Genomic DNA, 16,884 nt, shown 5'->3' with positions numbered 1-16,884 from the left:
ACACACAGCAAAACCGGTGGGGGGTCGAAAGGCCCCCGGCGGGTTCGATTCCCGTCCGCCTCCGCCAACGCCCACCCGGGCTCCCCGACCACCCCACAACCCGGCGAAAGACGTACTTCGTACCTGGTACTTCGTACTTCGCGGCGAGACCGTCACCGACGCGACACCGATCGCCGGCCACCGAGAGTTACATGCCGCGAGCGAGTCTGCTACCTCTTCTCGACGCAGACCGCCTCGGCGTCGAACCGAGGATCGCGAATCCGCAGCGCTGCGAACACGCCGAGCAGCATCAGCGCCGCCCCCGACCAGAAGAGTGCGCCGTACGTCCATGCATCGGCGACCGCTCCCACCACCAGCGGCAACAGCATCACAGGCGTCAGCAGCGTGTTCTGGAGCGCCACACAGGTCGGTCGCAACGACACCGACGCCATCTCGAGAATCATGTTGTTGAACCCAAGCCGCACACCACTGATCGTGCTTCCCATCAAAGCGAACACGACGACGAACAATCCGGGTGTCGAACCTGCAGCGAGGGCTGACAGCGGGGTGAGCCCCCCGATGAGAACCACCCCGACGATCACGGCCCGGTTCCCAAACCGGTCCCCCATCCAACCCCAGAGAAGATTCGAAACAGCCGCCCCGGCCATCTGGATGGCAAGAAACACACCGACCTGCCCCCTGGACACTCCACCGTCGCCGAGAGCAAAGACCACGTAGAACGGCCCCAGCGACAGCACGGCCATCGTGAGCGCCTGCGTCGTGAGAAACCAGCGGAAGTTGGCGTTGTCTCCTGCAAGACGCCAGGCCCGTCGAAGAAGATCCCCCAGCGAACTCGACCGACGCTCGACCGGATACACGGGCTCACGGATCATCGCGAACCCGGTGAAGGCCACCAGGAGCGCCAGCGCGGAGAACGCGAAGATCAGGGCGTAATTCGACGGGAACGCGATCCGCTCGTTCCCCAGCACCGCCTTGACCAGATACCCCGCCGCGATGGCGAGACCGTATCCGAGCAGCTGGCGCCATCCGATGAACCTTCCCCGCCGCCGAGCCGGAATGGCCTTGGCGAATACATCGGCGTAGACGACCGTCCCCACACCTCCCGCCAACGAGAACATCCCGAACAGGACAAGGAACACCCCGAGAACGACGCCGGGCCTGGTCGCTCCCAGTTGCCAGGTCAAGAAGGCAAGCAACCCGAACGACACCCAGCGCAGGGTGATCACCCACAACAGGATCGGCTTGCGGCGCGGCCGATCTTCGATCAGATACGCTGTGAAGAGCTGCGGAATCACCTGCCCAGCACCCTGCACCGCCGCCATCGATCCGACAGCGAGCGCCGACGGTGTCAGCAAGGCGACAAACGACGGGAGCACCGTCTGTACGTTCGCAAGCGCCGACGATGCCTGAAAGAAGATCCCGTGGACGAGCCCGGCAGCGAAATTGCGTCGGTAGTCGGCTGACTCGATGTCAGGGGTCTCGGCCATCGGGCCGTCAGGCTACCCGGCGGACTGCTCGTCGCCCCAAACCGAGTACGGATGTGCAATCAGGTTCGCATTGAAGAATCGGGGATCACCGGTCACTTCCTCTCCGATCCACGGGGGAATGTCGAACCGCTCATCAGGATCGGACAGTTCGACTTCTGCGACGACGAGACCTTCATTCTCCAAGTGGAAGTCATCTACCTCCCACACATGCCCGCGGAAGGGGATCGTGTAGCGAGTTTTGAAGATCAGTGGGCGTTCGCAGAGATCGTCGAGCATCTGGTCTGCATCCTCGCGAGGAATCTCGTACTCGAACTCGGCGCGCACTGCGCCAACCGAAATGCCCTTCACCGTCAGGTAGCCCCGCTCGCCGACGGTGCGAACTCGCACAGTCCGCTCCTTGACCGTACACAGGTACCCCTGTCGATAGTCGATGCCGTCGGCGAGATCACGCCACTCGTCGCCAATCACCAAGAACTTGCGTTCGATCTCTACGCCCATCGCAACCTCCGAAGCATCGCCGGATAGCTTTCGTTTCGACGACCGCCGATATCCAACAAGGCAACGGTTTCTTCCACCACCGAAGGATCCGCGGACTCCACCGCAACCGTCAGATGTCTGCTGCCGTCGACCGTCACGACACCGGCCTCCACTCGACAAGCCCCGATCGACACCAGTGAGCGTACCTTCTGCACCGGAACGGCCATCACACCTTCGAGACAATCCGCCACGGCCACGAACGTCTCCTCACCCAACGGACCGGCCGGCAGCAACGGTGCCTCGACGCCGAGCTGCGGAAACACGGACGTCGCCAGCACCCGGCTCTCGACAGGGAACGTGAGCTTGAACACGGGTTTCCACCGCTCCAGGCGGTTCCATCGGTCCAGGAGCTGCTTGATGTCGAGGACCCCGGCCCTGATCTTGACGTTGGTCTGCTCGACGTGTGAGACGATGTAGGTCTCACTCGTCTGCTTGCGCCTCAGCCTGGTCCCCAGTTCGAGAAGTTGCGCCTGTGCCGAGTCGAGGTCGTCGCCCCAGACACGGAATTCGTAGCGCGGGATGATTTTCATCAACGCGAACGTAGCACCGTGGAGGCCTCAGGCGCGTACGTGGAATCTCCCGAATGGTGCGATCTGCGGAACGATCACGTCGGCATCCCCGACCAACACGGGGACAAGACGAGAGGGTGCCAAGAACTCCCTGGCAGCCACCAGAACGTCGTCGACGGAAACCTTCTCGAGGTGGTCCTGATGACTGCGAAGATACGCGACGTCGAGGCCCCTGGAAAGCAGCGCACTGAGGGTGTCTGCAAACCCGGCCTGGGTGTGGGTCCCGATGGCGAGTGTGCCGATCCGGTAGCGACGGGCCTCCTCCAGCTCCGTTGCTTCGGGAGGTGACGACACGATGCGGCCCAGTTCGTACATGATCTCCACGAGCGCCGCCCCCGTCACCTCGGAACGCACATCGGCCGAAATCGTAACCGTCGACGCGGCAACGGCATGGTGGATGTGAGAGGCGGCGTTGTAGGTAAACCCTTTGTCCTCACGGAGGTTGGCAATCAACCGGGATGAGAAGTACCCGCCGAAAATCAGGTTCGCCAGTTCGAACGCAGGGAACACCTTGGTTCCAGACGCCGGCGCCAGGCCCCCAAGACGGATGTTCGTCTGCCGGGAACCGGGCCGATGCACAATCAGCATAGGACGAGGACGCGGTGCCGACGGTTTCGGAACAGGAGCGGGACGCCGCCTTCGTTTCCACTGCCGCATTACGTTGGCGGCGCGCTCGGCCGCCGCGGCAGGCTGAAGATCTCCGGCAAGCACCAGCACGGCACCACCGGGCCGAACGAGTTCGTCGTGCAGTGCCCGTAGTCTGCCGGGGGTGACCCGTCGCAGCCCCGACGGTGAAGGTAGCCCGAGTCCGTATGGGTGTCTCCCGAAGAAGCGCTTGCGAAGTTCCTCGCCCGCAACGACTTCTGGCTGCGCGCGAGCAAGAACGACCTCCTGCGCCAGTCGCGCCCGCTCGGTCCACACGGACGAATCGGGGAATGCGGCGTCGGTGAGGATCTCCACAACCAGATGGAGGAGATCGCCCATTCGCCTCGAGAGCGCCGATCCCGACAGGTGGAGCCCATCTTCGTCTGTGCCGACGCCGAGCGACCCGCCGATCTCCTGAAGTCTCACTGCGATATCGACCTCGGAGCATCGGCTCGTCCCGCTCTTCAACGTTTGCGCCAGGAGATCGCGCCTCGCCTCCTCCCCGGCCGTTGTTGCCGGCATCGGGATCCGCAGCCGCATTTCGACCAGAGGAGTCCCGGATCGTCGCACGATCACCATCCGCAACCCGTTCGGGAGCACTTCGTCGGACACGTGCGGGAGTCGTATCGGCTTCAGGCGGCCAACCTCGGGGATCATTGCCCACTCCCCGGAACGATCTCGAGTTCCGCCCGGCGATCGGCACGAAGCCACACTTGGGCAGCCTCCGAAGCTGCCCGAGCAGTCACGCTCGCGTACAGCGCCGGGATTGCATCCAGCAAACCTGGATCGTCGTGAAAGAGCTCCAACTGAGCCGCTCCAAGGGACCGGTTGAGCACATGATCCATCTTGCGCGCATACCCGGCGGTCACACGGCTGACCACCCGATCCACCTCGTCGGATTCCAGACCCCCGGCGACGGTTTCGATCTCCTCATCGATCGCTTCGATGATCCGATCCTTGTCCGAGACACGCGGATAGAAGGTGCTGATCTGGAACCGAGTCGGATCGCGCATCTCGAACGGGCCGACCCATCCCGGGCTTTCCCCGATCCAGGCGTCAACGGAGGTGACCAACCCTTCTTTGTGAACGAGTCGCTGCTCGAGACGGGAAGCCGGCCCGTCGGCCAGCACTCGTGCCACGACGTCGAGCGCGAGGACCTGGTCGAGGTGAGCGACCGGATCGGGGATCCGGTACCCGAGTGCCAGCGCAGGAGCGGGGGCAAACACATCCCGGTATCGAGACCGCCGGACTCCGTCCCGGATCGGCTCTCCGAACGACTGCAGGCGAGGGCGTCGTCGCCCCCGTATGCCGCCGAAGTGACGCTCGACCAGCTGCACGGCAGCATCCGGATGCAGGTCGCCACAGATGGCCAGAACGGCGTTGGCAGGCGTGTAGAAGCGGGCGAAGAAGTCACGTACGTCGTCGAGACGCGCAGCCTCCAGCTCCTCGAAACTCCCGTAGCCGTCATGGACGTTCGGATAGGTGTCGAACATCAAGGCAGGAAGCAGAATCCAGGGGAATTTCCCGTAGGCACGGTTCAGAACGTTGAGTCGAATCTCTTCTTGCACGACCGCCGTCTGATTGTCGAGGTTCTCCTGGTTGAGTTGTAGAGAACGCATCCGATCGGCTTCGAGGAAGAGCGCCATCTCCAGGGCTGCGGAGGGAAGGACCTCGTAGTACGCGGTGAAGTCAGGCGTCGTCGTACCGTTGAGCACACCCCCGTTACCCATGAGCAGCCGGTCGAACTCTCCCTTCGGAACCTGCTCGGACCCCTGAAACATCATATGCTCGAAGAGATGGGCAAAACCGCTCCGTCCCTCAGGCTCTGAACGAAACCCCACGTCATAGAGTACGGAGACGGCAACGACGGGACTCGATCGGTCTGGAATCAAGACGATTCTGAGTCCGTTGTCGAGCTTCAATCGTTCCACAGGAAAGCTGAGGCGAAGGAACGACGTCATCGCAAAGCAGGCTACAACAGCGGGCCGCTCAGCGAACATCACGGACTGGAGTCAGGCGCCGGCGTGTGGCACCATGGAGCCATGACCAACGGTCCGATCTCTGACAACACCGACGGATTCCGGGTGCTCCCCGGATGGCGCGTCGGCCATCTCGTCCAAGAGTCCACCACCCGCTCCGGGCTGCTGGTGCCGGCTGCGACCGTGGCGGAGAAGTCGACCGAGGCCCTCGCACTCATCGATGTCGAGAACGGCAACCGATTCTGGGCGGTTCCCACGGAGGCATGGCGGTTCATCTGGCCGATCACCGGCCAGGTCGTGATCGCCGTACGGGAAGCGCAGATCATCGCCGAGGAAAAGCACGAAGATCAGCCTCCCGGAGGCCGCTACCTGTGACGCCATCGGAAGGTCGCACCGGACGCAGGCTGACAGCCACCGTCACCGACCTCGAGATCACTCGCCAGCGCGCCTTCCTCGTCGGTTCGCTGTTCGACACCGCCGCTTCCCTCGACGAGTTGGCCCGCCTGACCGATACCGCAGGGTCCGACCCTGTCGGTCAAGCATCGCTGCGACACCGGAAACCCGATCCCGCAACGTTCATCGGCCCAGGCCAGGCATCGCGGCTCGCAGAGGAGACCCGGCGTCTCGACGTCGACGTCGTCATCTTCGACGACGACCTCACACCGACGCAGCAGCGGAACCTCCAGAAGATCTTCGGCTGCGACGTCGTCGACCGATCCGGGCTGATCCTCGACATCTTCGCCCAGCACGCCACGAGCAGGGCCGGCATGCTTCAGGTCGAACTGGCACTGCTTCGCTACCACCTTCCGCGGCTCCGCGGACACGGCACGGCTCTGAGCAGGCAGGCGGGAGGCATCGGGACACGCGGGCCGGGCGAGACGAAACTGGAGACCGACCGACGTCGCATCGAACGACGGATCACTCGCCTCGAACAAGACCTCGCAAAGCTCCACGGCACTCGAATGACGCAACGCAAGGCCCGCCGAAGAAACAACGTCCCCTTGGTTGCCCTTGTCGGGTACACGAACGCAGGAAAGTCGACACTGCTGAATCGCCTCACCGGAACCGACGTGCTCGTGGAAGATCGCCTCTTCTCGACACTCGACGCCACCATCAGGAAACTCCAGATTCCGGACGGCCCGCAGGTCGTCTTCTCCGACACCGTCGGTTTCGTACGACGCATTCCCCACGGACTCATCGAGGCGTTCCGATCGACACTCGACGAGGTCGCCGACGCCACCCTGATGATCCATGTGGTCGACGCCTCGGATCAGGACGCCGAATCCCATATAGCCACGGTCAGGGACGTGCTCGCCGATCTCGGCGCTGCAGCGATTCCGGAATTGCTGGCTCTCAACAAACAGGACTCCGCGGATCCCATCCGCCTCCACCGTCTGCTCGCCTTGCACCCGGAGGCTCTCGCGTTCTCGGCTGCCACCGGAGAAGGGATCGACGAGATGCTGGGACGGATCGCCGACGCCCTCAGCCCTGCGATGGTCCTCAGGACCTTGACGATCCCGTACACGCGTGGGGAGGTCCTCGCCGCCCTACACCGGGAGGGAGAAGTGGTGGATGAACAGCACGGGGAGACCGCGATCACAGTCACCGTGCGGATCGCTCTTGACCGAGCCCAGAGATTTGAGGCGGAAATCGCCTGAGTTCTCGCCCGGCCTCGTCGTCCGGCCTGCCGGCGCAGGTCTGTGATCTGGGATACGGAAGGTTCGGGGCATGCTGCCCCGAACCTTCAACTTCCGATGTGAGCCTTCAGCTCCTCGCCAGTCCAAGCATTGCCATACCGATGACGGCACCGACGATCAGCATCAGGATGAAGATAATCACTGCCGGGATCAGCACAATGGCGACGGCAGATCCCGTCGAGACTTCCTCCGACTCGCGCACGGCGATGACAGCGCAGGCAAGTCCCCAGAGGCCTCCGATGATGCCGCCGATGAACGGGATGATCCCGAGGGCGTATGGTGCATACGCGTAACCGAGCGGGCGGAACATCTGAATGAACTCCGCCTTGCCGCTGAACAGCTTTCCGATGAGCCACAACACACCGGTTCCGATTCCAAGAAAGAGCGTCGGGGCCAGAATCGCCATCAGGATCCAGCCACCGAATCTGAAGTGGCCGGGACCGATGATCGGCCCGAGGCCCCCGATGAGGGCGGCGAGGGCAACCACGATCATCGCTTCGGTAGTCTTGGTTCCGTCTCCGGACACCTCTTTGTACAAGGTCGGATCGAGCTTGACAGCGCGAATGACCCGATTCATCATCGTTCCGTTCGCAGTTCCTTCAGCACCATCGCTGGTCATGCAAATCCCTCCTCCGAGACTCAGCGCATCATCCCACACGTCGACTCTGCCGTGTCGGCAATACAGGGAAAAATAACCTCAGGTCTCGGAGGCCAACAACGCAGCCCCGATGATCCCGGCTTCGTTCTGGAGAACGGCCGGAACCACCTCGGTTCTCACTGAAAGCGCTTCGGAAAAACGCTCGAACCTGCGACTCACCCCGCCACCGACAATGAAGAGGTCGGGTGAGAACAGCAAGTCGAGATAGTCGAGGAATCGATCGACTCTCTTCCCCCACTCGTGCCAGCTCAGCTTCTCCTCCTTGCGGACCCGAGCTGCCGCGTAGTGTTCGGCATCACCACCCCGGAACTCCAGGTGGCCGAGTTCCGTGTTCGGCATGAGCCGTCCATCGACAAACATGGCACTTCCGATACCGGTCCCAAACGTCAGCAGCATGACGACGCCGCCGCGTCCTCTGCCGGCACCGAACCGCATCTCGGCGACGCCCGCGGCGTCGGCATCGTTGAGAAGCCTCACCGACAGCCCCGTTGCCTGCCGGAACAGCGACTCCCCGTCCATACCCACCCACGACTGGTCTACGTTCGCGGCCGTGCAGATGACACCGCGACGCACAACAGCAGGAAAGGTGCAGCCGATCGGGCCTCGCCACTGGAAGTGGGCCACGAGTTCCGCGACGACCCCTGCGACCGCCTCGGGGGTGGCAGGCTGGGGTGTCAAGATCTTGTGTCGCTCACGAGTCAACGCCCCCCGCTCGACATCGACCGGAGCGCCCTTGATGCCCGACCCGCCGATATCGATGCCCAGGATGTCCATGAGCACAAGAATATCGGATTTCCTGTCAATGCCGGCGTCGGATAGCGACGCCCGCATTGACCAGAAAACTGCAGCCCGATTCCTGTCAACGGCAGCGTCGAATAGCGACGCCAGCATTGACCAGAAATAGATAGGCTCGGGACCATGTGCGACACGATCGTCATCGTCCAACCGGACCGGGTGCTCTTCGCCAAAAACTCGGACCGGGACCCCAACGAGGCCCAGCTCCTCGAATGGCAACCACGGCGGACCTACCGTCCCGGCACAACCGTCCGCTGCACACACATCGAGATTCCGCAGGTGCGTGAAACCAACGCCGTGCTGCTTTCTCGCCCCTTCTGGATGTGGGGAGCGGAGATCGGAGCGAACGAACACGGCGTGGTGATCGGCAACGAGGCGGTCTTCACCGACCAGCCCTACGCGAAAACCGGCCTCACCGGTATGGACATGATCCGCCTCACCCTCGAACGGGCCGACTCCGCGAAGGCCGCTGTCGACACGATCACCGGTCTTCTCGAACGCCACGGTCAGGGCGGAGGTTGCGGATTCGAGCACCCACGCTTCACCTACCACAACAGCTTCATCGTCGCCGACCCACGAGAAGCCTTCGTGCTCGAGACGGCCGGCAAGCTGTGGGAGGTCGAACACGTCACCGACGGCGCCAGAACCATCTCGAACGGTCTGACGATTCCCGACTTCGCCGAGCAGCACTCCGATTGGCTCAAGACGAAGGTCTCCGCCTGCAGGGTTCGACAGCCCCTCACCCAGGCCAGGGCAGCCGCAGCGACCGGACCGGAGGATCTGATGGCCCTGCTTCGCGATCACGGCGGGGTCGAACCCCGGTACAGCCTCCTCACCGGTGCAATGGCCGCGCCGTGCATGCACGGAGGGGGGATCGCTGCCGGATCCGAGTCCGTCGCCTCCTGGGTCGCGGAACTCTCGCCCACCCGATCCCGCCACTGGGTGACCGCGACCTCTGCGCCCTGCACCGGCCTCTTCAAGCCCGTGAGCGTCCTGGAGCCGCTCGACCTCGGGCCCGAGCCCACCGCCACCTATGACGCCCGAACCCTCTGGTGGGCGCACGAACGCCTCCATCGGAGCGTGCTGCGGAACCCGAGTCGGCTCCTTCCCCTGTTCGCCTCCGAGCGAGACGACATCGAGCGCCGATGGCTCCAAGAACCCCCACGTCCCGAAGATGCGTTCGCCCAAGCCCGCGATCTGCTCGCCGCGTGGACCGAGAGGATTCCGGACGCGCCGGATCGACGTCCTCTCTACGTGCGCCACTACTGGAGTGTGAGAAACCGTCAGGCAGGCATCGTGCTCTGACGCGCAATCCTGAACCGGACGAACAGCCACGGAGCCCCGAGCGCCCCCCACAGTCCGACGAGGGTGTACCGAACGAGACGCAGCGCCATGGCCGGTTCAATCCCGGCGAAAAGGACCCGAAGCCCCGCCCAGAGTCCGATGAGGACGACCAACCCGATAAGGAACCTCAGAACGCGATGCCTGATCGGACCGGCAGTCTCAAACCGGACCCAGTGTCGCTCCAACACGAATCCGACCCCCATGCCGACCATCGTGCCGACGCCGGTCGTGACCGATTCAGAAGCATGCAGCGCGAGCAGTGTCAGCGGGGCAAACGTGGTGATCACGAGTTGCCACACGAGCGCGAGCCGGCAGAACCAGCGCTCGACCGGTTTCCAGAAGCGCAAGAACAGCCACAATACGACAGCCCCAATGACATAGCCTCCGAGTACATCGGTGGGAAAATGCACTCCGAGGTAGATGCGGGAGAGCGGTACTCCCACCATCAGCAGACCTGCCAGAAGCCAGAACCACTTTGCCCGGACTTTCGATCCGAGGTACCCCCACACCGCGACCGTGTTCTGCGTGTGCCCTGAGGGGAACCCGTATGACACCTCGTGGGTGATCGCCTTCACCCGGGCGTCGTAGGCATACGGCCTCGGCTGGGCTGCGAACAGCTTCACCGCCGTGTTGATCAGATTCGAGAATAGGAGGAGCACGATCAGCCGCATCCCGATCACCCGGTCCACACTCCAATAGACCAATGGGAGCAGCAGTAGGAAGAACTCTTCGTTCCCGAGAAACGTCAGCGTCTTGAAGAATCCGTCCAACGATGGGCTCGCCTGCTGGAGCCACAGCACGACGTCCACACCCAAACGCAAGATCGCGTCCATCAGTCTCCTCTCACCAATCGAACCATACCGGCCGGCCAGCCGTGAGTCGTCGCTACCATCGCCGGGCACGAGCCAGGAGCCTCAAGTGGATCCCTACCGCCTTCCCGAGATCGCGTTCCCAAGCCGCTACGACATCACGCTGCGTCCAGACCTCGACGCAGCGACCTTCTCAGGAACCGAGACGATTCGCGTCACCGTCGGCGAGCCGACCGACGAGATCGTTCTCAACGCCATCGAGATCGAAATCGAAGAAGCCACACTCGGCAACCGCAGTCTCTCCGCTTCCTACGAGCCCGAAACGGAACGGGTCCGCCTCTCCGACGGTGCGCAGATCCCGGCGGGAGAACACACGCTCTCTCTCCGCTTTTCCGGAATCCTCAACGACAAGCTCCACGGCTTCTATCGCAGTACCTTCACGGACGCAGACGGCCGCGACCGCGTCATCGCCACGACTCAGTTCGAAGCGACCGACGCGAGGCGTGCATTCCCCTGCTGGGACGAACCTGGATACAAGGCCGTATTCGGCATCACGCTCGATGTGCCCGAGGGTCTACTGGCCGTATCCAACGGAGCCGAGAGCAGTCGAACCAGACTCGACGACGGCACGATCAGGATCACCTTCTCCGACACCCCGAGAATGTCGACCTACCTGGTGGCCTTCGTCGTCGGGCCGTTCGTCGCAACCGAACCGGTCGACGCCGACGGTGTTCCCCTACGAGTGATCCACCAGGCCGGACAGGAGCAACTCGCCGAGTTCGCGCTCGAAGCCGGCGCCCACTATCTGCAGTGGCTCGCCGACTACTACGGGATCCCGTACCAGGGAGACAAGATGGACCTCATCGCGATTCCTGATTTCGCGTTCGGAGCGATGGAAAACCTCGGTGCCGTCACGTTCCGGGAAAATGCCCTCCTCGTCGACCTCGAGACCGCATCCCACGCCGAGATCCGGCGTGTCTCGGAGGTCATCGCCCACGAACTCGCCCACATGTGGTTCGGCGACTACGTGACCATGAAGTGGTGGAACGGCATCTGGCTGAACGAAGCGTTCGCAACGTTCATGGAGATGATCGCCCAGGATGCGTGGAAACCGGAGTGGAAGACCTGGCTTTCGTTCGCGCCGGCCCGCTCTCAGTCCATGGTCACCGATGCTCTCCAGGCGACCAGACCAGTCGAGTTTCCCGTCGTCGCTCCGTATGAGGCCGACGAGATGTTCGACGTACTCACCTACCTGAAGGGCTCTTCGCTCGTTCGCATGCTCCAGCAGTTCCTCGGCGAGGAGGTGTTCAGAAAGGGCGTCAAGGCGTACCTGGAAGCCCACGCGTTCGCGAACAGTGAGACGAGCGACCTGTGGGCGGCCCTCGAGCTGGCCTCGGGCCAGCCGGTCGGATCGGTCATGGAGTCTTGGATCTTCTCCGGCGGCTACCCACAAGTAGAGGTCAGCCTGAATGGCAACAGCATCGTCGCCCGCCAGCGCCGCTTCCAATATCGGCCGACCGGTGATGGCGACCTGTGGCAGATCCCCCTCACGCTTGCCTACGGAGCCGGTGACGCGGCGCGCAGGACCGACGTGGTGTTCACCACACCCGAGATTCGTGTCGATGTCGAAGGCCCGGTGAAATGGGTCCTCGCGAACGTCGGTGGACACGGCTACTACCGGAGCCACTACTCGCGAGATCTCCTGGATCGCCTCCTGGATCGCCTCGACCGCCTCTCCGCGCTCGAGCGACACGGCCTCATCGACGACGCATGGGCCTGCGTCATCGCCGGTCAGACCGACATCGCCACGTATCTGGATCTCCTCACCCACTTCGGCAACGAAACCGAGTACGCAGTGTGGACCGCGATCGTCGAAAGCATCAACCAGATCCATCACACGTTCGATCGCAGCACCGCCTTCGAGCGGTACGTCCGCGACTTGCTCACGCCGGCAGTCGAACGCCTCGGCTGGGACCCTCGGCCAGAAGAGGACAGTCCGACCCGCCGCCTGCGCGGCCTGCTCATCTCCGCCCTCGGTCGCTACGGACAGGACAGCCAGGTACGGACCCGCGCCGTCGAACTGCTGCCGGCCGTTCTCGGTCACACTCTCGATCCTGAAGTAGCCCGGGCGGTCATCACCGTCACGGCGAATGCCGGACTCGCCGACTACGACACGTTCCTCTCTGAATACGAACATGCGCAAACACCTCAGGACAAGAATCGCTACCTGCACGCATTACCGTTGTTCCCGGATAGGGCCCTAGCCGAACGTACCTTCGCGATGGCACTCGATGGTCGGATCAAGACTCAGGATGCTCCCTTCGTCGTAGAACAGCTGTTGGCGAGCCGCACGGCCGGCCGGACCGCATGGAACCTGTACACCCATCGATGGGACGAACAGGTACGCGTCTTCCCACCCATGCTGCTCAAACGCACCCTGGGAACTCTCTGGACATTGAGTAACGCCGCAGATGAAGTCCATGCGTTCTTCGATGGGAGAACGGTTCACCATGCCGAGAAGGCCCTCGCTCAGGAGCTCGAACGGCTCGACGTGATGGCTGCGTTTCGCGAGCGGGCGGGCGAGCAGCTGGCCGCCTACCTGGCCGAATAGAGGTATACCCACACGGAGCTAGCCTTTCTGCTTATCACGCTTCCCTGTGAGGTACTCATGAGCAAGAAGGCCGTCAAGAAGGCGCCCCCACGGAAACGTCAATCACGCAGAGCACCCATCCTGATCGGCGGCGCCGTCGTTGCCGCCATAGCACTCGTCGCATTCCTCACCACCGGGTCTGAGACCGAGGGTGAGAACATCAAGCAGACCAGACCGGTCACGATCACCGGCCAAGCCCTGCCGCCGTATGAGCATGACACGGCCGATCCCGCCATCGGAATGACGGCTCCCGAGATCAACGGCGCAACGTTCGACGGGACGCCCCTGTCGATAACGAACGACGGCACCCCGAAAGCCATCATCATGCTCGCCCACTGGTGCCCGCACTGCCAGACCGAGGTAGAAGAGCTCACTCCGTGGATAGCGGAACACGGCGTTCCGGAGGGCGGCGCGATCGTCTCTATTTCGACGAGCGCGAACGTCTCTCAGCCGAACTATCCGCCGTCGAAGTGGCTGGCCGACTGGCCGGTTCCTACGATCGCGGACGACTCGAACAGCTCTTCGGCACGAGCATTCGGTCTCACCGGGTTCCCCTTCATCATCTTCGTCGACGCAGACGGCACGGTCGTAGGCAGGGTCGAAGGCGGCGTGGCGCCCGAGATGCTCTATCAGTTTCTCGAACAGATGGCCGGTCAGTAGGCCGGCCCCACGGCACTAATCTCCGCACCCATGGACCCTGCACTGGCGAACCGATTCTTCGGACTCATCACGTTGCTCATCATCGTGGTCGATATCGGATTCGTCGTGCTGCTCCTGGGGAGACGACGTTCGTCGCTCCTGCAATCCGCCTCCGACTGGCTCGACGATCTGCTCGGAGACTCGACACTCTGGTTGGCTTCTGCCATTGCGCTCGGCGCAGTCGTGGGAAGCCTCTTCTACTCGGAAGTGATCGGCTTCAATCCGTGCGATCTCTGCTGGTACCAGCGCATCGTCTGGTACCCGATGGTCATCGCGCTGCCCATCGCCGCACTGCGCAAGGACACGCGCATCAGCACCTCCATGCTGCCGGTCGTTGCGATCGGGTGGGGCATCGCCGCCTATCAGTACACGATTCAGAACTTCCCGTCGCTCGACGCAGGCGCATGTAGCACCGCGACCCCATGTACGCTTCGTTGGGTCTGGGAGTTGGGATTCATCTCGATTCCCATGATGTCCCTTGCAGGGCTGACACTCGTTGGAATGCTCCTGCTGTGGGCTCGCACGTCGACAAGGCAGGAGCATGAGTAAGAACGGTCAACAGAAACCCGCCGATGCATCCGGATCGCGAAGCACGGTCATCATCGTCGCAATCGTGGCGATTCTCGCCATCGCGGGGATTGCCGCCATTTCCACCATCGGTGCAGGCGACTCGGCGGCAGGTACCGGTACCATCAGTGAGACCCAGCCGGTCACGGTCTCCGGTACGGCCCTGCCACGCTATCCCGAGCAGGGTGCCGACACGGCCATCGGACAGCAAGCTCCGGAATTGTCCGGCCTCTCGTTCGATGGCACTCCGGTCTCCATCACGAACGACGGCCGACCCAAGATCATCATCTTCCTCGCTCACTGGTGCCCACACTGTCAGAACGATGTGAAAGAACTGACCCCGTACATCAAGGCGAACGGCCTTCCTGACGATGTCGACTTCTACGCAGTCTCAACGGGATCAGATCCTGCGGCGCCCAACTACCCGCCGTCGAAGTGGTTGGCGGACTGGCCGATCCCAACCATCGCGGACGATGCACAAGGTGCCGCAGCGCAGGCGTTTGGGCTCAACGCATTCCCCTTCTTCGTCTTCGTGACCGCCCAAGGCACCATCGACTTCCGCTTCCCGGGAGAAGTCCCTCCCGAGGCGCTCGTCGACGCAGCCCATGTTCTGGCGGGTAACTGAGAGCCCCGCGGGTCGCTCGTTTTTCAACTGAAGACGGAGGCATCCTTCATGGCCCACGCCGGGTACTCCTCGGCTTCGAGGAAGTGCGCCGCGTAGAGCTCGGCCAACTTCGCGTACCGGTCACCACTTGCATCGGCCAGGTCATAGAGAAGGCCGACTTGTGCTGCGTCGGCGAATCTCTCCAGGGCACGCTTCGAATGCCACTGGGCCTCGTCGGTACCCATGCGAGCCAGATCGGAGAGGGTCCCCTGGATCGTCTTGAGAGCCATCTCCGCAGCGGGCGTCCCCACGCTGTCCAATAGCGTTGTGAACTCTTCGACGAAATGTTCGTGCGCGCCCTTCTTCTGCATCGCTTCGAGCATGTCGATCGCCTGCACGTTGCTGGGGCCTTCCCAGATCGGTGTGATGAGGGCCTCCCGGTGCCAGCGTGCGACCGCATACTCCTCCAGGAACCCCAGCCCTCCAAAGATCTCCATACCCAGGCGTGTGATCTCTGCCGCGTGATTGGCAGTGCGGTTCTTGGCGAGGTGCGACAGGAAACGGGCGTAGTGATAGACGGCGGTGTAGGGAGGCCGGTCATGCCAGGCATGATCGAACGCTTCGATGGCCCGGAATGCGATCGCCAAGCCACCGGCCTGACGGACCGCGAGATCCACCATGTCCCGGCGAATCAGCGGAAGCTCTCCGAGCGGGCGCCCGAAGGCGGTGCGCCGTTGAACTCGGGTCAGCGTCTCGAGATGCGCCTTCTTGGCAATTCCCATCGCGGCGACCGCGTTCGCAAGCCGTGAGATGGTGAGGTTCTCCAACGTGTAGTAGATCCCCTCTTCGGGCCGTCCGATGAGGTATGCCTCCGCTCCATCGAGTTCGACTTCTCCGGAGGGAACGGCGCGCGTCGCAGACTTGTTCTTGAATCTGCGCACCGTGAAGTTGAGTGCGCCGTCTCGGCGAAGACGCGGCACGAGGAACAACGCCAGGCCTTTCGGGCCTGCCGGTGCGCCCTCGGGACGGGCGGTGGTAATCGCAACGTCGGTCAGACCTGCCCCGCTCGCGAAGTACTTGTCACCCGCGGAAAGATGCCAGCCATCCTCGTCGTGATGAGCGGCGGTCTTGTTCGCACCAAGGTCGCTCCCACCCTGGATCTCGGTCATCCACGTCGCACCCCATGCATCTCCCGACAGGAGCCGGTCCTCCCACTCTCTCAGCTCGGGGGCGTACTTGTGAATCGCATACGCCGTCTGCTGGGTGATGGTCAGAATGCAGTACAGGCCGGGGTCACCGAGGAGGTACCCGATCGCATAGTGGTGATGCCAGCTCCCGCCGTCATAGATGGGACGCATCATCGGCGCGAGCTTCGCCAGCAACGACTTCTGCGCCGGTGAGATCCGCGCCCGATCGACCCGGTTGCCATCCAGATCATGCATCATCAGTTCCGGTACCGCCCCCTGGTCGATGTGGTAGCCGACCTCGTAGGCCTCGGATCCCATCAGCCGGCCCCACCGCGCCATCTCCTCACGATGAGCGTCGAAGTCCCGCCAGTATCGGTTCAGTACCGCGTGGAGGTCTCCGTCGATCGCGAAATGGTTCTGCCCATAGGCATAGGACTGGAACTCCATGTCACCCCTCGTGCTCGATCGGTTTTCAGCTTAGGAGCCCGCTGAGCAGCGCATCGCACATGTTCCCCCTACCCGGCGGCTCTCCCGCTACGGTGCTTCCCCTCTGCGGCTGACGCCGGCCCCGGTCGGCTTCGCATGGCGGAGGGGCCAATAGGCGTCTCGCCTGCAGCACTCTCCGATCCCTCGAGGCAGACAGCAGGAGCCGCCACA

General features: G+C 63.1%; 16 protein-coding genes. 7 read left to right on the top strand and 9 right to left on the bottom strand.

The window, feature by feature from the left end; genetic code table 11:
* Window positions 1-209: 209 nt before the first annotated feature.
* Genes GWP04_05765 through GWP04_05745 form a run of 5 tightly spaced genes read right to left on the bottom strand, consistent with a single transcriptional unit; the run spans window position 210 to window position 5,199 of the window.
* Complete coding sequence (locus GWP04_05765) at window positions 210-1,487, bottom strand: MFS transporter (GenBank protein ID NIA25059.1); 1,278 nt, start codon at window positions 1,485-1,487, stop codon at window positions 210-212.
* Window positions 1,488-1,499: 12 nt separating this feature from the next.
* Entirely contained in the window at window positions 1,500-1,985 is a 486-nt protein-coding gene (locus tag GWP04_05760) for a CYTH domain-containing protein (GenBank protein NIA25058.1), read from the bottom strand.
* Window positions 1,976-2,554, bottom strand: a complete 579-nt coding sequence (locus tag GWP04_05755) for a hypothetical protein (GenBank protein ID NIA25057.1) — start codon at window positions 2,552-2,554, stop codon at window positions 1,976-1,978. Before GWP04_05755 ends, GWP04_05760 begins: the two co-directional genes overlap by 10 nt.
* A gap of 27 nt (window positions 2,555-2,581) precedes the next feature.
* Entirely contained in the window at window positions 2,582-3,895 is a 1,314-nt protein-coding gene (locus GWP04_05750; protein ID NIA25056.1) for an insulinase family protein, read from the bottom strand.
* The gene (locus GWP04_05745; GenBank protein ID NIA25055.1) at window positions 3,892-5,199 is read right to left on the bottom strand and encodes an insulinase family protein; all 1,308 of its coding nucleotides are present in this window, start codon (window positions 5,197-5,199) and stop codon (window positions 3,892-3,894) included. Before GWP04_05745 ends, GWP04_05750 begins: the two co-directional genes overlap by 4 nt.
* A gap of 81 nt (window positions 5,200-5,280) precedes the next feature.
* Between GWP04_05745 and GWP04_05740 the strand changes: the two genes are divergently transcribed.
* Together GWP04_05740 and hflX are read left to right on the top strand one after the other, a co-directional pair.
* On the top strand, window positions 5,281-5,592 hold the full coding sequence (locus GWP04_05740; protein ID NIA25054.1) for a hypothetical protein: 312 nt from the start codon (window positions 5,281-5,283) through the stop codon (window positions 5,590-5,592).
* Window positions 5,589-6,875 (top strand): GTPase HflX, encoded by a 1,287-nt coding sequence (gene hflX / locus GWP04_05735; protein NIA25053.1) that lies wholly within the window; start codon window positions 5,589-5,591, stop codon window positions 6,873-6,875. The genes GWP04_05740 and hflX overlap by 4 nt, the downstream gene beginning before the upstream one ends.
* Before the next feature lie 106 nt (window positions 6,876-6,981).
* Here hflX and GWP04_05730 read toward each other — a convergent pair whose 3' ends face one another.
* The gene (locus GWP04_05730; GenBank protein ID NIA25052.1) at window positions 6,982-7,533 is read right to left on the bottom strand and encodes a hypothetical protein; all 552 of its coding nucleotides are present in this window, start codon (window positions 7,531-7,533) and stop codon (window positions 6,982-6,984) included.
* Window positions 7,534-7,611: 78 nt separating this feature from the next.
* On the bottom strand, window positions 7,612-8,346 hold the full coding sequence (locus GWP04_05725; GenBank protein NIA25051.1) for an ROK family protein: 735 nt from the start codon (window positions 8,344-8,346) through the stop codon (window positions 7,612-7,614).
* 144 nt (window positions 8,347-8,490) lie between these two features.
* Here GWP04_05725 and GWP04_05720 point away from each other — a divergent pair, with 144 nt between their 5' ends.
* On the top strand, window positions 8,491-9,672 hold the full coding sequence (locus GWP04_05720) for a peptidase U34 (protein NIA25050.1): 1,182 nt from the start codon (window positions 8,491-8,493) through the stop codon (window positions 9,670-9,672).
* On the opposite strand, the gene GWP04_05715 is transcribed toward GWP04_05720, so the two are convergent.
* Entirely contained in the window at window positions 9,651-10,544 is an 894-nt protein-coding gene (locus GWP04_05715; GenBank protein ID NIA25049.1) for a phosphatase PAP2 family protein, read from the bottom strand. The genes GWP04_05720 and GWP04_05715 overlap by 22 nt on opposite strands.
* An 85-nt stretch (window positions 10,545-10,629) precedes the next feature.
* On the opposite strand from GWP04_05715, the gene GWP04_05710 reads away from it, so the two are divergent.
* From GWP04_05710 to GWP04_05695, 4 genes are read left to right on the top strand one after another with little or no spacing between them, the layout of a single operon-like run.
* Complete coding sequence (locus GWP04_05710) at window positions 10,630-13,131, top strand: M1 family peptidase (GenBank protein ID NIA25048.1); 2,502 nt, start codon at window positions 10,630-10,632, stop codon at window positions 13,129-13,131.
* A gap of 57 nt (window positions 13,132-13,188) precedes the next feature.
* A complete protein-coding gene (locus tag GWP04_05705; GenBank protein NIA25047.1) occupies window positions 13,189-13,830 on the top strand; it encodes a thioredoxin fold domain-containing protein in 642 nt (213 codons plus the stop codon).
* 30 nt (window positions 13,831-13,860) lie between these two features.
* Complete coding sequence (locus GWP04_05700) at window positions 13,861-14,418, top strand: disulfide bond formation protein B (protein NIA25046.1); 558 nt, start codon at window positions 13,861-13,863, stop codon at window positions 14,416-14,418.
* Window positions 14,411-15,061, top strand: coding sequence for a redoxin family protein (locus tag GWP04_05695; GenBank protein ID NIA25045.1), 651 nt, complete (start codon window positions 14,411-14,413; stop codon window positions 15,059-15,061). The genes GWP04_05700 and GWP04_05695 overlap by 8 nt, the downstream gene beginning before the upstream one ends.
* A 23-nt stretch (window positions 15,062-15,084) precedes the next feature.
* On the opposite strand, the gene GWP04_05690 is transcribed toward GWP04_05695, so the two are convergent.
* Window positions 15,085-16,674, bottom strand: a complete 1,590-nt coding sequence (locus GWP04_05690; protein NIA25044.1) for an acyl-CoA dehydrogenase — start codon at window positions 16,672-16,674, stop codon at window positions 15,085-15,087.
* Window positions 16,675-16,884 lie beyond the last annotated feature (210 nt).

The sequence above is a fragment of the Gammaproteobacteria bacterium genome, from assembly GCA_011682695.1.
Taxonomy (GTDB): domain Bacteria; phylum Actinomycetota; class Acidimicrobiia; order Spongiisociales; family UBA4744; genus BMS3Bbin01.
The sequence above is the reverse complement of the archived record's forward strand: the minus strand, read 5'-3'. Positions and strand labels throughout refer to the sequence as shown.